The organism is Streptococcus sp. HMSC067H01, from assembly GCF_001814775.1.
GTDB lineage: Bacteria > Bacillota > Bacilli > Lactobacillales > Streptococcaceae > Streptococcus.
In genome coordinates, this window is sequence record NZ_KV817792.1 from 141,261 (window position 1) to 158,828 (window position 17,568).

Annotated in this window: 13 protein-coding genes and 1 pseudogene; all 14 read right to left on the reverse strand. The window is 42.2% G+C overall.

Annotated features, from left to right (window positions below):
• Positions 1 to 97 precede the first annotated feature (97 nt).
• The gene (gene purB / locus HMPREF2987_RS05595) at positions 98 to 1,396 is read right to left on the reverse strand and encodes an adenylosuccinate lyase (RefSeq protein WP_075229693.1); all 1,299 of its coding nucleotides are present in this window, start codon (positions 1,394 to 1,396) and stop codon (positions 98 to 100) included.
• 18 nt (positions 1,397 to 1,414) lie between these two features.
• Positions 1,415 to 2,590, reverse strand: coding sequence for a hypothetical protein (locus HMPREF2987_RS05600; protein ID WP_075229694.1), 1,176 nt, complete (start codon positions 2,588 to 2,590; stop codon positions 1,415 to 1,417).
• An 11-nt stretch (positions 2,591 to 2,601) separates the two neighbouring features.
• Positions 2,602 to 2,829 (reverse strand): phosphoribosylaminoimidazole carboxylase, encoded by a 228-nt coding sequence (locus tag HMPREF2987_RS05605; RefSeq protein WP_075229695.1) that lies wholly within the window; start codon positions 2,827 to 2,829, stop codon positions 2,602 to 2,604.
• An 8-nt stretch (positions 2,830 to 2,837) separates the two neighbouring features.
• Positions 2,838 to 3,788: a ketopantoate reductase family protein gene (locus HMPREF2987_RS05610; RefSeq protein ID WP_075229696.1), complete on the reverse strand. Its 951-nt coding sequence runs from the start codon at positions 3,786 to 3,788 to the stop codon at positions 2,838 to 2,840.
• Positions 3,789 to 4,880: a 5-(carboxyamino)imidazole ribonucleotide synthase gene (gene purK / locus HMPREF2987_RS05615; protein WP_075229697.1), complete on the reverse strand. Its 1,092-nt coding sequence runs from the start codon at positions 4,878 to 4,880 to the stop codon at positions 3,789 to 3,791.
• A complete protein-coding gene (purE, locus tag HMPREF2987_RS05620) occupies positions 4,867 to 5,355 on the reverse strand; it encodes a 5-(carboxyamino)imidazole ribonucleotide mutase (protein ID WP_075229698.1) in 489 nt (162 codons plus the stop codon). Before purE ends, purK begins: the two co-directional genes overlap by 14 nt.
• 221 nt (positions 5,356 to 5,576) lie before the next feature.
• Positions 5,577 to 6,839, reverse strand: a complete 1,263-nt coding sequence (gene purD / locus HMPREF2987_RS05625) for a phosphoribosylamine--glycine ligase (RefSeq protein ID WP_075229699.1) — start codon at positions 6,837 to 6,839, stop codon at positions 5,577 to 5,579.
• A 121-nt stretch (positions 6,840 to 6,960) separates the two neighbouring features.
• On the reverse strand, positions 6,961 to 8,508 hold the full coding sequence (gene purH / locus HMPREF2987_RS05630) for a bifunctional phosphoribosylaminoimidazolecarboxamide formyltransferase/IMP cyclohydrolase (protein ID WP_075229700.1): 1,548 nt from the start codon (positions 8,506 to 8,508) through the stop codon (positions 6,961 to 6,963).
• Between the two features lie 10 nt (positions 8,509 to 8,518).
• On the reverse strand, positions 8,519 to 9,619 hold the full coding sequence (locus HMPREF2987_RS11420) for a PD-(D/E)XK nuclease family protein (RefSeq protein ID WP_373878858.1): 1,101 nt from the start codon (positions 9,617 to 9,619) through the stop codon (positions 8,519 to 8,521).
• Positions 9,617 to 10,159: pseudogene (purN, locus tag HMPREF2987_RS11260) on the reverse strand (phosphoribosylglycinamide formyltransferase); the annotation flags it as partial. The pseudogene purN and the gene HMPREF2987_RS11420, both read right to left, overlap by 3 nt.
• The gene (purM, locus tag HMPREF2987_RS05640) at positions 10,159 to 11,181 is read right to left on the reverse strand and encodes a phosphoribosylformylglycinamidine cyclo-ligase (RefSeq protein ID WP_075229701.1); all 1,023 of its coding nucleotides are present in this window, start codon (positions 11,179 to 11,181) and stop codon (positions 10,159 to 10,161) included. The gene purM and the pseudogene purN, both read right to left, overlap by 1 nt.
• Before the next feature lie 213 nt (positions 11,182 to 11,394).
• On the reverse strand, positions 11,395 to 12,837 hold the full coding sequence (purF, locus tag HMPREF2987_RS05645; protein ID WP_075229702.1) for an amidophosphoribosyltransferase: 1,443 nt from the start codon (positions 12,835 to 12,837) through the stop codon (positions 11,395 to 11,397).
• Between the two features lie 168 nt (positions 12,838 to 13,005).
• A complete protein-coding gene (locus tag HMPREF2987_RS05650; protein WP_075229703.1) occupies positions 13,006 to 16,731 on the reverse strand; it encodes a phosphoribosylformylglycinamidine synthase in 3,726 nt (1,241 codons plus the stop codon).
• A gap of 54 nt (positions 16,732 to 16,785) precedes the next feature.
• Entirely contained in the window at positions 16,786 to 17,493 is a 708-nt protein-coding gene (gene purC, locus HMPREF2987_RS05655) for a phosphoribosylaminoimidazolesuccinocarboxamide synthase (protein ID WP_075229704.1), read from the reverse strand.
• Between the last annotated feature and the right edge of the window lie 75 nt (positions 17,494 to 17,568).

Here is a 17,568-nt window from a genome sequence, read left to right on the forward strand (position 1 = left end):
CTCAAATCTTTTGATATAAGATAAAAAGCGGGACTTAGGTCTCGCTTTTTTGTATTGAATATAAGTACTGTTTTACTTGTGAATCTATCACAGCATATTAGTCACCAAGTCCGAGGCGGTCAAAAATATCGTCCACTCGTTTGGTATAGTAAAGAGGGTTGAAGATCTCATCGATTTCTTCTTGAGTGAGGCGTGAAGTCACTTCTGGATCTGCTTCTAGAAGTGGTTTAAAGTCTACTTGATTGTCCCATGATTGGGCTGTCTTAGGTTGAACAAGGTCGTAAGCTTGTTCACGCGTCATACCTTTTTCAATCAAGGTAAGCATAGCACGTTGGCTGAAAATCAAACCAAATGTAGAGTTCATGTTGCGAATCATGTTTTCTGGGAAGACTGTCAAGTTCTTGACGATATTTCCAAAACGGTTGAGCATGTAGTCGATCAGAATAGTCGTATCTGGTGTGATGATGCGCTCAGCTGATGAGTGAGAGATATCACGTTCGTGCCAGAGAGCAACATTCTCATAGGCCGTAATCATGTGCCCACGGATAACACGCGCAAGACCTGTCATGTTTTCAGAACCGATAGGGTTGCGTTTGTGAGGCATTGCTGATGAACCTTTTTGCCCCTTAGCAAAGAACTCTTCCACTTCACGCTGTTCAGATTTTTGCAGACCACGAATTTCAGTCGCCATACGCTCGATGGAAGTCGCGATGCTGGCAAGAACTGCAAAGTACTCAGCGTGAAGGTCACGAGGAAGCACCTGTGTAGAGATTTCTTGAGCACGGATACCCAATTTGTCGCAGACGTATTTTTCAACGAACGGTGGGATGTTGGCAAAGTTACCAACCGCACCAGAAATCTTACCAGCCTCCACACCAGCAGCCGCATGCTCAAAACGCTCAATGTTGCGTTTCATTTCGCTGTACCAAGTAGCCAATTTAAGACCAAAAGTTGTTGGTTCAGCGTGCACACCGTGGGTACGCCCCATCATGATGGTGAACTTGTGTTCCTTAGCCTTGTCAGCGATGATGTTGGTGAAGTTTTCAAGATCACGACGGATGATGTCGTTGGCTTGCTTGTAAAGGTAACCATAGGCCGTATCCACCACGTCGGTAGAAGTCAAACCATAGTGGACCCACTTGCGCTCCTCACCAAGCGTCTCAGAAACCGCACGTGTGAAGGCAACCACATCGTGGCGAGTCTCCTGCTCAATCTCCAAAATACGATCGATGTTAAAGTCCGCTTTTTCACGAATCAAAGCCACATCTTCCTTAGGGATTTCTCCCAACTCAGCCCATGCCTCATCAGCCAAGATTTCCACCTCAAGCCAAGCACGGTATTTATTTTCTTCACTCCAAATATTCGCCATCTCAGGGCGAGAGTAACGTTCGATCATGTTGTTTCTCCTTTAAAATTAAATTAATTTCTTCAATATTGTGCCAATAAATTCAACGAATTTAGAAGGATATTTTATCCACCACGTTTGTTCAACATATTTCTCTAACTGTTGTTCCTCAGATATAATTATGGCTTCAAAATCACTATTTGCCATTATCTTGTCCTCATATTCGTCACCACCATAAAAAATACAGTCTCTGAGAGAATCATATTGCACATTGCCTGATGACTTAATGTGTGAATAAATATCTTCAGCTTTTGATTTACCTAACTTTATTTTAAGAGTAATAATGATTGTTCCAATAGAATAGGAAGTGAGCAATAAAAATCTCAAAGTTGATAAATCAGATGTTAAAGAATTCAAATCATATGCTATAGACATCTCTCGAAATCTATTCATCAAATCAATAATATATGAATTTTCCTTAATGAACGAAAGAATCTCTGGAGTCAAACCTTGTTTATTCAATAAATCTAACGTTATAGGATTACTATAAAACTCTTTCTGAATAGCTTCCACCATATAGTACTTAAAGAAATACTCCAAAAATAAAGGCACTATTAGTGTGGTTAACACTCCAAATAACCAAGTACTACTAGTTATCTTTCGTAATGAATGTAAAGGTAATAAAAGTGTCAAAAAAATATATGAAATTAATACCGAGACTATGAAGATTATAATCGATTTTATGCTTGAATATGAATCAACATAATCAACAGTAAAAAGAACAACTAACCACGGCAAAATATAATAATACATTCCGGTTACATAATTTCGAACTGATAATATTATACCAATAAAAGCAATAATCATTGCTCCTCTTATAATAATAGCAAATAAACCTGTTGCTAGTGGATAGTTAATCAAAGAGGTTACAACTGAAAAGATCATAATCAGCACTATAAAACCAATATTAGAGAAGGCATAAATAGCACTACCTAATTCACGACGTTTCTTTAAATCAGTTTTATAACCCTTTTCGGTAATATAAAAATACTTTCTTTTTCGAATATCTTTTAAAAGATCATATTTTTTTTTTAACCAAGCAACTAAGTTTGATTTCCAAAAAAATATTAATCCCCCAAAAATACACACTGCTATAAGTTTACAGAAAATTTTTTCATCTACAAACAATATGGTTGCTAAATAGCCCAAAAAAATAGAAATTAATTTCTTTATTTCATCTTTCAATATAAGGTCTCCTACTCAAATTCCTCTTTCCCAATCCACACTGATGGATAGTGAGCGAGTGTATTCAAATCCGTATCCAGCGGGACATCATAGATGGCTAAATAGTTTTCAGGATATTGAGACGTTAGCTCTTCATACTTAACTTTCACCTTTTCATGATCGCTACTAGCATACAAGACTTCGACGACTGCTCCGGTCTTCTCTTTTTCAACAAATGCGTTGACAATGAGTTGAATCATAAAACCTCCTAAATCGAAAGACCCTTCATATTTGCTTCCAGAATAGGCATCTTCACACCTAACTCCTGACCGGTCTTATAGACACTTTGACAACAGTAGAAAATATCCTGTTTATCATTGTGTAAGGTCATGATTTTTCGTGTCAGCTCATTTTTCGCAAACATGATTTTCATGGCTTTTCCTGCAATCCAAGCGGGAATTTTGTAAGGTAAGAGTTCAGCTTTATAAAGCTTCAAATTCACTCCACGCGCTTCTACGACTTTCAAGGCCTCTCGAATGGCCTTGATGGCCAATGATAATTCCGAAGAACTATTCATCAAGTTCAGAGCCAGCTGTTCTGGATTTTCCAAATTCCCCGAACGCGCAGCTGTCGAAGTGACACCTGCATTAATCGCCATGTGAATCCAAATCCACTCGACCATATCATGAGGCACTTCCCACTTCAAATCTGCAGAAGTCAGTAAAGTCGTCAGATCACCATAGTTAGAAATGTGTGCTTTTTGCTCACCTTCTAGCATTAAATGATCAAACAAGACACCATCCAAATGGTCCTCTTGCATGTGACCGCCCGCTGTCGGAAAGGCCAGAATATAGTCGTAATCCCCTGCCCACTCTTGGACCCCTTTTTGAGTATCCCAGAAATTGCAGAAGAAAACGAGAGTGCCTTTGATATTATTTTTTCGCAAGGTCTCCACAGCTTCTTTGACAAACCCATGGCGCACACTGAGAAAAATAAAATCATATTCCGAATCAACTTCTGCCACACGAACCTCATAGGTGTCGTGTTTGTTTTCACCTTTGGAATGATAGCGACCATCTAGCAGATCAACCGACAACTCCTTGGGAGCATTGTTTTTCTTACTGTCTCTCAGTACGTGTTCCACTTGATGGCCTGCTTTTTGAAAGGCGTAGGCATAGGTGGTCCCGATGACTCCAAGTCCTAGAATCGCTATTTTCACTTAAAAATCAATCCCTTTCCCGAACTCAACCACACTATCCGGCACATCACTAAACAAAGTCACATGCCCCATCTTGCGATTGTGCTTCGCTTCTATTTTACCATACATGTGGAGGTGGGCGCTTGGATTTTCTGTGACATATTTTTCAGCGGCCTCGACATGTTGGCCGAGAACATTGAGCATAACAGCAGGTGCATGTAGCTGAATGGCTGGTAATGGTGCTCCCAAAACCCCCAAAATATGGGTGTCAAACTGGGAGAAGTTGCAAGCTTCAATCGAGTAGTGGCCTGAGTTGTGTGGACGTGGGGCAATCTCATTGACGATGATGTCATCAGCCGTCGCAAACATTTCCACGCAGAGAGTTCCAGACAAGTTAAGCTGTTCAGCGATTCGCACAGCCATGGCTTTAGCTTTCTCAGCTAGATCATCAGAAATACGAGCTGGCACAATGGTCTTTGAAAGAATGTTGTTGCGGTGGATATTTTCCTGAACTGGGAAAACCGTCACGTCCTTGCCATTCCCAGATACGATGACAGAAATCTCCAAGTCGAAATTGACAAATTCTTCCAAGACACAGTCTGCTGAGTCTGCTAGTGCACGGGCTTCTGCCAAATCTGCTTCTGAGCGAATGACCTTTTGTCCATGCCCATCGTAGCCACCTGTCGCAGTCTTGAGGACATAACTTTTAGACAGGTCAATATCTGCCAAGTCTTGGCTAGAAGTCACGACCTTATAAGGTGCCACGGTGACTTGGACCTTATTTGAGAGAAAGTCCTTTTCAAAAATGCGATTTTGGGAAATGCGAAGTAGGTCTGTCCCTTGTGGAAGTTGCCCATCCTTGACAACCGCATCCAAACCGTCAGCATCGACATTTTCAAACTCATAAGTAAGAACATCACAGCGGTCCACCAACTGACGAAGGGCGTCCACATCATTATAAGAAGCCACGATGATTTCCGCCACACGAGAGGCTGGGCAATCAGCTGCTGGGTCCAAGGCGATAACCTTGTGTCCCATGTAGATAGCAGAAATGGCCATCATCTGACCGAGCTGGCCACCACCGATGATACCAATAGTTTTAGTTGAGCTCATTTGTAGACTCCTCTGCGATTTTTCCTTGTTCTTCGGCAAAGTTAGCAAGTGCGTCCGCAATGGCCTTGTCTTCTACTGAAAGAAGACGGAGAGCAAAGAGGGCCGCATTAGTCGCACCAGCTTCACCGATCGCCATAGTTGCGACTGGTACTCCACCTGGCATCTGAACAATCGAATAGAGCGAATCCACACCGCTAAGAGCACGTGATTTGACTGGTACACCAATAACAGGCAGAGTGGTTTTAGCTGCTACCATGCCTGGCAAATGGGCTGCGCCACCCGCACCTGCGATGATAACCTTGATGCCACGGCTACGGGCTTCCTCGGCATGTTTGAACATGAGGTCTGGTGTACGGTGAGCGGAAACAACTTTCTTTTCGTAGACTACACCGAAGCGGTCTAGGACTTCTGCTGTTTTTTGCATGGTTGCCCAGTCGGATTTTGAGCCCATGATGATGGAAATTACTGGTTTCATTTCTTCTCCTTTTTTTGATAATCGTCTAATGTAGTGCGGACGTAAGCGACCGCCTTGGGCGTTCCATTACTAAAACTGGAGCCTGAGTCTCCAGTTTTCCGCTCCTAGTAGCTTTGCTACTAGGAGTTCCACTACTGTGACGATTATCCTATACTAGCTCGCTAACGCTCGCAAGTTATGCGACCATTATCAGGTTTGGCGACTCAGTCGCTTTTGAAATTTTATTTGTTCGCCTTGCTTCCTATATCTGTTCGATAGAAGAGGCCTTCTGTTTTTTGTTTGTCAAGTTCCTTGTATATGGTGTCTTGGGCTTCTTTGACAGTATCAGCTGTGGTGACCAACATGTAAATACGTCCTCCGTTTGAGAGGAGGTCTTGATCGTTTTCAGCGAATTTAGCACCAGCATAGTAAGTGATGATGTCGCCTTCTGTCTTGACTGGAAGCTTGACACCCTTCTCATAAGCGAGTGGGTATCCGTTTGAAGCTACAACCACGCCTAGTGTCACACCCTTGTCCGTCCAAGTGATGGCTGGCTCTTTACCTTCCAAAATGTCAGTGATATTTTGTGAAAAGTCAGATGTCAAACGAGGCAAAATAATTTGCGTTTCTGGATCTCCGAAACGAGCGTTAAACTCGATGACTTTGGGCCCAGCAGCTGTCAAGATAAGACCTGCGTAAAGGATGCCCAGATAGGGGCGCCCTTCCTGGATCATGCCCTCAAGGACTGGCTTGACAATAGTGTCAACCGCCGTTTCAACCACGCTCTGTGGCAAGTGTGGAACTGGCGCATAGGCACCCATCCCACCAGTGTTAGGCCCCTTGTCGCCATCATAGGCACGTTTGTGGTCCTGAGCTGTTGGCATGATGTAGAACTTATCACCATTGACAAAGGCAAAGAGAGAGAATTCCTCACCTTCAAGAAACTCCTCGATAACCACACGCGCACCTGAGTCACCAAATTTATTGTCCAAGAGCATCTCGTGAGCAGCTTCAACTGCTTGCTCAACCGTCTCAGCAACGACGACACCTTTCCCAAGCGCCAAACCGTCTGCCTTGACTACGATTGGAGCGCCTTTCTCTTCGATATAGGCCTTGGCTTCCTCGAAATCTGAGAAGGTGCCATAGGTTGCTGTCGGAACATCGTATTTGACCATGATTTCCTTAGCAAAATCCTTGGACCACTCCAACTCCGCTGCCAATCTTGTCGGACCAAAGGCTTTGAGACCAGCTGCATTGAAATCATCCACGATTCCAGCAGCAAGGGCATCATCTGGACCAATGAAGGACCAAGCAATATCGTTGGATTTTGCAAACTCAATCAATTTAGAATGTTCGGAAATAGAGATATCCACCAATTCCAGACCATCCAGAGTCATACCGTCATTTCCAGGAGCTACAAAGACTTTTTCAACGTCTTTAGACTCTAATAACTTCTTAGCAATCGCATGCTCACGACCACCTGAGCCAACAACCAACAGTTTCATTTCTCAACCTCTTTTGCGAATTATTTACTAATATTATACCATAAACGTTCGTTTTAATCTTGTTTCGTTTCGCTTTTAAAGCAAAAAAAGGAAAGAAACTGTTTTCTTCCCTTTTGTTTTCTTAATGTCTAAAATGTCTCACGCCTGTGAATACCATAGTCAAGCTGTATTTATCAGCAGCTTCGATAGACTCTTGGTCTCGTACTGACCCACCTGGTTGAATGATGGCCTTGATACCAGCTTTGGCGATTTCTTCCACGTTATCCGCAAATGGGAAGAAGGCATCTGAAGCAAGGACAGCGCCGTCAAGACGGTCTTTAGCTTGGTCAATAGCAATACGGACAGAAGCCACACGGTTGGTTTGACCAGGACCAACACCAAGTGTCATGTGGTCATTGGTTACGATAATCCCGTTTGATTTGACGTATTTAATAGCTTTCCATGCGAACTCAAGGGCTGTCGCTTCTGTCTCAGTTGGTTGGCGTTTGGTTACCACTTGCCAGTCAGCTGGGCTTTCTTTAATCACGTCCTGATTTTGAACGAGGAGTCCACCGACAACACCTGTGTATTCTGCTTCCACTTCACTAGCATCTTGTGCGTCAAATGGCAAAGCTAGGATGCGCAAGTTTTTCTTCTTAGTTGTCAAGATTTCAAGCGCTTCGTCAGAATAGCTTGGCGCAATGATGATTTCAAGGAAAACACCGTGCATTTTTTGAGCTGTCGCAGCGTCCACTTCACGGTTGAGAACGACAATACCACCGAAGATAGAAACTGGGTCAGATTCATAAGCGTAGTCCCAAGCAGTTTCGATATCATCAGCTTGACCAATCCCACACGGGTTCATATGTTTGAGAGCCACAACGGTTGGACGTTCTTTAAAATCACGAATGATACGGATGGCAGCATCAGCGTCACGGATATTGTTGAAAGACAATTCCTTACCGTTGAGCTGTTTAGCAGATGCAATAGAGTAGTCTGTTGGCAAGGCTTTTTGGTAGAAGTCTGCGTCTTGTTGAGGGTTCTCACCGTAACGCATTGGTTGCTTAAGGTCATAAGTCAAAATGAGTTTTTCAGGCTTGCTTTCACCCACTTGAGCTGTGAAGTATTCTGCAATCAAGGCGTCATAAGCCGCTGTGTGACGAAATACTTTGGCTGCTAAACGTTGACGAGTTTCATAAGAGGTTTCTCCGTTTGCTGCCAATTCGTCCAAAACCACAGCGTAGTCAGCAGGATCTACCACAACTGTAACACTGGCATGATTTTTCGCTGCTGAACGAAGCATAGATGGCCCACCAATATCGATGTTTTCAACTGCATCAGCATAAGTCATATCTGGTTTGAGGATGGTTTCCTTAAATGGGTAAAGGTTAACTACAACAAGATCGATAAGATCAATCTGATTGTCCTTAGCCGCTTCTAAATGGCTATCTAAGTCGCGACGAGCAAGGAGCCCACCGTGGATATTTGGATGGAGAGTCTTCACACGGCCGTCCATCATTTCTGGAAAACCAGTCACATCATCGATAGCAATGGTGTCCACCCCAGCATTGTCAAGGGCAACCTTAGTACCACCAGTTGAGATGATGTCCCAACCTAATTTTTTGAGTTCTTGGGCAAATTCAACAATGCCCGCTTTGTCTGAGACGCTGATTAAGGCGCGTTTAGTCATTATTTCTCCTTTATCTAAAATCTAAACCATTATCAATTAGTTTCTTTGCTTTTACTAGTTCTAGCATAATATTTTCAAATAAAAATTGATAAGATGTATCCTCTATATTCCAATATTGATATATGTGAATCCCGTATTTACAAAACTTTTTTGTCATAGATGTTGTTTTCTGTCTAATCTGTTTATTAGTAAATGTTTCTAAATATTTCAATTTAAGCATTTCTTTAAAAAGATATTCATTATTACTAAATTTTGAACTATTTATATTTGGTCCACAATGCAATCGAAATTGTTTCCCTTCAAGTTGAATACCGATAAATCCAATATCTACTCCTTTTTCTTTTTGATTATAAGATATACTTATAGTAGATTTTTTATTATGAAATGAAATTCCAACTTTAGGCAATCCCCATTTTGAAATTAATAAATTAGTATTTTCCCTCAAAAAATCTTCCAACTTATTTTTAAACTTATTAGCATGATATTTCAAAACTACATCATTAAATTTAATCTCTTCCAAATATGGTTTACACAAGAAGTAATATTCTTGACAATTATCTTCTATCTCTCTAATCAATAAGTCACTCAAACATGAAATGTCATTAATATATAATGTAATAATGTCTCGACTTACTTCATTTAAAGTATCAATTCCCTCGAGAATATATTTTATACGACTAGAAATATCACTATAAGATAAAAACTTCCAAGTATTTGTTTCTTCAATAACTTTTTGTATACCAGTAATTGTACCTGCATCAAATATAAATTTTTTACTACTAAAATTATTTTCGTATTTCTCCAGTTGCTCTATACTTGGTAAAGATTTTAATTTATTTTCAACAATATGACATCTACCCACGTTATTACTATCATAGTAATAAATAGATATATCTCTGTTACCTTGTTCACGGATACAAGAATCATAAACAAACCCCCTAGCATAAAAATTAGATATGAATACTTCAACAAAAGGATGTTTATTTTCTATTTCTAAGTTAATCAACCACGCCCAAAAATTAGAATGAGATAACTCCTTCCCACCTAAAGATATAGCAAATAAAGGAGAAGATTTTAACTTTTCTACGTTAATACGAGAGTTATCCATCATTCCTAACTCTCTCAACACTTCCGGATACAACTTGTACTCCGCTTCATGAATGCGAACTTCAAAGCTTTCGATGGTATCACCTTCAAGGCGTGGCACACGGACTTGTTTGATAACCTTACCAGTATCCACACCAGAATCCACCCAGTGAATAGTCACGCCAGACTGGTCCACACCTGCATTCCAAGCATCCTCAATACCATGAGCGCCTGGAAATTCAGGGAGAAAAGCTGGGTGAATATTGATGATACGGCCTTCATAAGCTGCTAGTAAAGTTGGGCCAACGATTTTCATATAGCCTGCGAGACAAACCAAGTCAATCTGGTGCTCATCTAAGAGTTCGACAATGGCTCCTTCGTAGTCTGCTTTGCTCTCAAACTCCTTGAGTTCGAAGGCATAGGATAAAACTCCAAGATTTTCTGCACGCTCAAGTACATAGGCATCCCGGTGATCTGAAAAGACAAATTCTACTGGAAATTGTTCCGCAATTACCTGAAAGTTTGAACCATTTCCAGAAGCAAAAATAGCAATTTTTTTAGCCATTATTTTATCACCACACTTGCATCTGTCTTCTTGACAATCCGACCGATTCCATAAACAGGTTCGTCGAGAAGTTCTGTGACACGTTCCACATGTTCTGGTTTTACCGCAAGCATGAGACCAATCCCCATGTTGAAGATTTCAAACATTTCTTCATGTTTGATTTGGCCATATTTTTCAAGGGCTTTGAAAATTGGAAGAACAGGGACTTTGCTTTCGTCAATTTCAGCAGCCAAGTCATCCGCGAACATACGTGGTACATTTTCGATGAAACCACCACCTGTGATGTGGGCAATCCCATTCACCAATTCCTCTTTAATGAGTGGCAAAACAGCCTTGACATAGATGCGAGTTGGCTCCAAAAGAACGTCTTTGAGTTTCTTGCCTTCCAACTCAGGCAATACTTCTTCACCTGTGTAATCTGCAAAGACACGACGCACAAGTGAGTAACCATTTGAGTGGATTCCGCTTGAAGCAAGTCCGAGAAGTACGTCTCCCTCTGCTACTTTTGAACCGTCGATGATTTGAGATTTTTCTGCCACACCGACTGCGAAACCAGCCAAGTCATAGTCGTCTTCACCATACATACCAGGCATTTCAGCAGTTTCCCCACCGATGAGGGCCGCACCTGCTTGTACACAACCTTCAGCCACACCAGCAACGACTTGTTCTAGTTTAGCTGGTTCATTTTTACCAGTTGCTACGTAGTCAAGGAAGTAAAGGGGCTCCGCACCTGCAGCGATGATATCGTTGACACACATAGCCACACAGTCTTGACCTATAGTATCGTGTTTGTCGTACTTGATAGCTAGCATGAGCTTGGTTCCAACACCGTCCGTCCCTGAGATCAAAACAGGCTCTTTGACACCTGTTTTTGAAAGGTCAAACATGCCACCAAAACCACCTAGAGCGCCCATCACACCTGCACGCTCTGTACGTCCCACGTGTTTTTTGATCCGTTCAACAACTTCATAACCCGCTTCAACATCCACACCAGACTGCGCATAAGCATTTTTATTCGTCATTTTATTCATTCCTTTTCTTTTTTTGAGAAAGACTGCGACGTATTTTTAGATAAACAATTATTTTATCTAAAAATACTAGTCAGGTCTCTAGCTTTGGTCCCATAGGAGAAAGCATCTACTGACAAATGCTTTAGCTTTTAGTCAGTAGTGAGACGTGGCGCATAAGCATTTTTATTCGTCATTTGTTTATTCCTTTTCCTTCAATGGGATTTTCTATTCGTAAAAACTCGTTTTTTCTTCCAAACTTCTACGATATTCTTCTTCATAGTCATAGAGAGGAGTTGGATATTTCCCATCAAAGTAAGCCACACAGAGACCGCCGTTCGGCGCATCTGTTTCGATGCCGATAGAATCAATCAAGCCATCAATCGAAAGATAGGTCAGGCTATCCGCACCAATGATTTGGCGAGTCTCTTCGACCGTATGATTGGCCGCAATTAGCTCCTGACGTGTCTGGATATCAATCCCGTAAAAACATGGATAGGCAAGAGCAGGACTCCCGATGGCAACGTGTACTTCTGATGCCCCCGCTTCTTTCAGAAGTTGGACAATACGACGAGATGTCGTGCCTCGTACAATGGAATCATCAATCATGACCACACGTTTTCCTTTAACGACACCAGAGACGGCAGACAACTTCATCCGAACCCCTTGCTCGCGTAATTCTTGAGTCGGCTGGATGAAGGTTCGTTGGGTATACTGGTTCTTGATGAGCCCCATTTCATTTGGCAGACCTGATTCTTCCGCAAAGCCCATCGCTGCGCTGAGTGAGGAGTTTGGCACCCCGACTACGATATCAGCTTCATACTTGAACTCACGTGCCAGTTGAGCTCCCATTCTCTTACGAGCCGTATGGACATTGACTCCGTGGATATTGGAGTCAGGACGTGCAAAGTAGATATACTCCATGGAACAGATAGCCAGTTGAGTATCGTTTGTATAGCTGTCATACTGGATACCACTATCATCAATAATGACAATCTCGCCTGGTTTCACATCGCGAATCCACTCAGCACCGATTACTTCAAAGGCACAGGTTTCAGATGAAACCACTACTGCTCCATTCGTCATTTTCCCGATTGACAGAGGACGGAACCCATTTGGGTCAAGCGCTGCAATTAACTTATCTTCAAACATCAAGAGATAAGCAAAACCACCTTTGACAAGACTGAGCGCTTCCTTAATTTTACCCATCAGGTTTGGATTGTGGCTACGGCGAATAAGGTGAGCCAAGATTTCAGAGTCAGAGGTTGAGCTGAAAATAGCTCCTCTTTGTTCCAATTCTTGCTTGAGCGATTCTGCATTGGTCAGATTCCCATTATGAGCCAAACCAAACTGCATATCGTGAAAGCGAAAGAGGAAAGGTTGGATATTGTCTACAGAAGCTTCTCCCGCAGTCGCATACCGCACGTGCCCAATCGCTCCAGTTCCTGTCAATTTATCCAAATTCGCAGGATTTTTGAAGACTTCTGATAAAAGCCCCATATCACGATGACGCTTCAATTTCCCTTGGTCATTGGAGAGGATTCCTGCCCCCTCCTGACCACGGTGCTGAAGACTATGGAGTCCAAAATAGGTCAATTTGGCAGCGTCTGGGTGACCCCAGATACCAAAAACACCACATTCTTCATTAAGAGATTTTACTTCGTATGTCATTTTATATACCTAATTTTTATTTGTGTATCATTCCTTAACGATACTAGAGCGGAATGATACGGCAGAAGCTCGTTTCACTCGCAACAATAAATCATTTGCAATTGTCGTAAGTTAGATCTACTTGATTTTACATTTACTGATGGTTATCTATTAGAAAATCTGCAAAGCCTATTTTCCAGTAAAGTATTTAACCGCTGATGCAAAGAGATATTGGTCTTTATTCCCTGGAATATTTTGGAAGAGACCGTCTTCGAAACGTTCTGAATGACCCATCTTCCCAATGATTTGACCGTTCTTACTTGTGATACCTTCAATCGCATTGACAGAACCGTTAGGATTGTATTTAGAATCCATGCTTGGTTTGCCTTCGAAGTTAACATATTGGCTAAAGATTTGACCATTGTCACGAAGTTCTGCAAATTCCTCAGCTGTCACGACAAATTTACCTTCACCGTGTGATACTGGGATAGCATGGATGTCACCAACTTCCACTCCAGCAAGCCATGGTGAGTTGGTGTTGGCAATCCGTGTTTCAACCATCTTAGCCACGTGTTGGTTGGCATCATTGTAGAAGAGAGTTGGACTAGTACTGTTTGCATCTTCAAAGTTACCATATGGAAGGAGACCTGATTTGACAAGAGCTTGGAATCCATTACAGATACCGATAATCAAACCACCACCTTCGATGAAGCTATCAATGGCTGCACGCACTTTTTCGTTAAGCAAGATATTAACGATAAATTTAGCTGATCCATCAGGTTCGTCGGCGGCTGAGAAGCCACCTGCAAAGAAGATAATGTTAGCTTTTTCAATATTGTCAACCATTGTGTCAACAGACTTGACAATTGCCTCTTCATACAATGTGACAAATGGTACTAAGTTGACTTTCGCACCTTCTTTTTCAAAGGCTTTAGCTGAATCGTACTCAGAGTTAGTACCTGGGAACACTGGGATGTAAACCACTGGTGTCTCAACTGTTTCTTTAGCTTTGATGACAGCATCTGATGCCACCGCAGGTACTTCTTCCAACTCAGTTGCTTGTGCAAATTCCGTTGGGTAAACTGCTTCTAACTTACCTTGGAAAGCACTGTCAAGTTTGTGTCCATCAAGCCTTACACCGTTGACAACCACTGTAAAGTCAGCTGTTGTTTGTCCAATCTTCTCAACCCCTGCAATATCTTCCGGAGATGTGAAGACGAATCCGCCCAATTGAGCTGTCAAGGAAGTCTCAAGATTTTCAAGGGTTACAGTGGCACCAATATGGTTACCAAATGTGGCAAGGGCAAGGGCTTCAAGGACACCACCATATTTGACAGCTGATGCTGCTGTCGCTTTGTGATCAGCTTGGATAGCTTCAAACTTAGCAAAGTTAGACTTGATAAGATCGAAGTCAATTTCTTGTGCCAAAGCTTGACCAGGAATATAGTAAATATTTTCACCAGCAGCTTTAAATTCTGGAGAAAGAACCTTACGGCTATCTGCAGTTGTCACACCAAAAGCAACCAAGGTTGGTGGTACGGTTAATTCTTCAAAGGTACCAGACATAGAGTCCTTACCACCGATAGATGGCAAACCAAGTTGAATCTGAGCTTCGATTGATCCAAGGAGAGCTGCTACTGGTTGACCAAAACGCTCTGCTTGTTTATCCATACGCTCGAAGTATTCTTGATAAGAGAAACGAGCCTTAGACCAGTTTGCGCCAGCAGCAACCAAACGAGCGGTTGCTTCGATGACCGCATAAACCGCACCATGATATGGAGACCATTCTGCTACATAAGGGTTGAACCCTTGCGCCATAACAGAAGCAGTTGTTGTCACGCCATGTTGGACTGGCAATTTCTGTACAGAGGCTTCCGTTGGTGTGATTTGGTAGCGACCACCGAGTGGGTGATTAACAGTTGAACGACCAACTGAGCTATCAAAGATGGTTTGTAAACCTTTTTGACTGGCATGGTTCAGGTCAGCCAAGACTTCAAGAATATCCGCTTCAAGGGTTTCGGCAGATGTTTGGCGTTCTTCTGGAAGCTTGACATCCTTGTCAACCACCTTAGCATCTACAACTACACGTACACCGTTTGTATCAAGGAAGCGACGTTCCAAATCAACGATGGTTTCCCCATTCCAGTGCATGACAAGATTTGGTTTCTCCGTTACTGTTGCAACGACAACCGCATCAATATTTTCTTTGTTACATGCTGCAATGAAGGCATCTACGTCTTCTGGACGAACCACCACAGCCATCCGTTCTTGAGATTCAGAGATGGCAATTTCGGTACCGTTCAAACCTTGGTATTTCAATGGCACTTTGTCTAGATCAATTTCAAGACCATCTGCCAATTCACCGATAGCTACACAGACACCGCCAGCACCAAAGTCATTTGATTTCTTGATCAGACGGGTCACTTCCCCATTACGGAAAAGACGTTGAATCTTACGTTCTTCAATGGCATTCCCTTTTTGAACCTCAGCACCAGCTGTTTCAACAGATTCAACCGTTTGAACTTTAGAAGAACCTGTCGCACCACCGACACCGTCACGTCCAGTCTTACCACCGAGCAAGATAATCACATCACCTGCTTCAGGTTTTTCACGGACAACATTTTCCTTAGGAGCCGCACCGACAACGGCACCTAGCTCCATGCGCTTAGCAACAAAACCTGGGTGGAAGTATTCACGTACATAGGTTGTTGCAAGACCAATTTGGTTCCCATATGAAGAATAACCGTGAGCTGCTGTTTTAGAAATCACTTGTTGTGGCAATTTGCCAGCGCGAGTTTCTGAAATCGGAGCTGTAATGTCACCCGCACCTGAGATCCGCATAGCTTGGTAGACGTATGAACGACCTGACAATGGGTCACGAATGGCTCCACCGATACAGGTAGCAGCCCCACCAAATGGCTCAATTTCTGTTGGGTGGTTGTGGGTTTCATTTTTGAACATGAGGAGCCATGGCTCTTTCACTCCATTCACATCCACTTCAATTTCAACAGAGCAAGCATTGATTTCATCAGACACTTCCATGTCATCCAAACGACCATTGGCACGCTCATAACGACCAAAAATAGTCGCCATATCCATCAAGGTTTGAGGTTTTTCGCTACGTCCCAACTCATCACGCATGACAATGTACTTGTCATAAGTCGCCTGCAATTGTTTTTGGAATTTAGAAGCTGAGAAGTCGATGTTTTTCAACTCAGTTTCGAAAGTTGTGTGACGGCAGTGGTCAGACCAGTAAGTATCCAAGACCTTAAGCTCCGTCTCAGTTGGCACACGACCAATAGACTTGAAATAGTCTTGAATGAAGAGGAGGTCATCCACTTCCATTGCCAATCCTTGCTCTGCCTTATACTGTGCAAAATCTTCTGCTGTATAAGTTTCAAAGAAATCCAAACTTGGAATGGTCTTGTCAGACTCAGAGAAATCCTGCTTAGCAATACCAACAGTGATGTCTTTGAAACGAGAGTCCACTGGGTTCAAGAGATAGTTTTTAACAGCTTCCAACTCATTAGCATCAATATCTTTGTTAACCAAGTACAATTGCGCTGTGTTCACCGTTACATCATTTGAACTACCAAGCAAAAGCAAAGCTTCCTGTGAAGATGCCGCACGTTGGTCAAATTGACCAGGCAAACTTTCGATAGCAAAGAAAGCAACCTTCTCAAGATCAGCCTTAACCTCAGCTTCATCCAAAACAGTATCGGTCACTTGCTCAGAGAAGATGTGTTTTTCCGCACGCGCAAACAAGTCCTCTGCCAAACCAAAAACATCGTAAACCTGAACGATACGAAGATCATTCAAGGTTTTCAACTGAAGATTATGCTGTAATTCTTTTACTAAAGAGTCAGATTTGACACGAAAATCAGCTTTTTTCTCAACGAAAATACGTTTATCCATTTTATTTCCTTTATTATTTCTACTTAAAAATTGTAGCGACGACCAAGTAAAACTTTACTTCAAGCCCTGCAACTTCTCCAGCACAACCTTATATACATCCGTTAGACTGCCCAAATCTCTACGGAAAACATCCTTATCCATGTGGTGCCCTTCAGCATCCCAAAGGCGACAGTTGTCTGGTGAGAATTCATCTGCCAAGATGATCTTGCCATCCTTATCAAAACCGAATTCCAATTTAAAGTCAATCAAACGAAGACCAATTTGTGCAAACCAATCTTTCAGCAATCCATTGATGCGACGCGTTTCTTCCTTGATATAAGCAATTTGCTCATCATTGGCAATATCCAAGAACTTCACATGCTCATCATTGATGAATGGATCATCCAAATCATCGTTCTTGTAGTAAAATTCAACGATTGGAGTTTCTAAGTCCAAACCTTCTTCAACACCAAAACGTTTTGAGAAAGAACCTGCAGTCACGTTACGAAGAACAACCTCCAAAGGAATGATGGTCACCTTCTTATTGAGTTGTTCTGTGTCAGAAATACGTTCAATAAAGTGTGTCGCCACACCAGCCGCATTCAATTTTTCGAAAATAAGAGACGAAATCTGATTATTCAGCACACCTTTCCCCTCTATGGTCTCTTTGCGAGCTCCATTCAGCATAGTGGCCTGGTCCTTGTAGACCGACTTAATCACATGTTCGTCTTCTGTAGTATAGATATCTTTAGCTTTTCCCGTATAAATAAGTTTACTGGACATTTTCTTGTTCGCCTTTCGCATTACTTTACATCATTCTAACACAACATACACTAAAAATCAAATACTTCACGAACT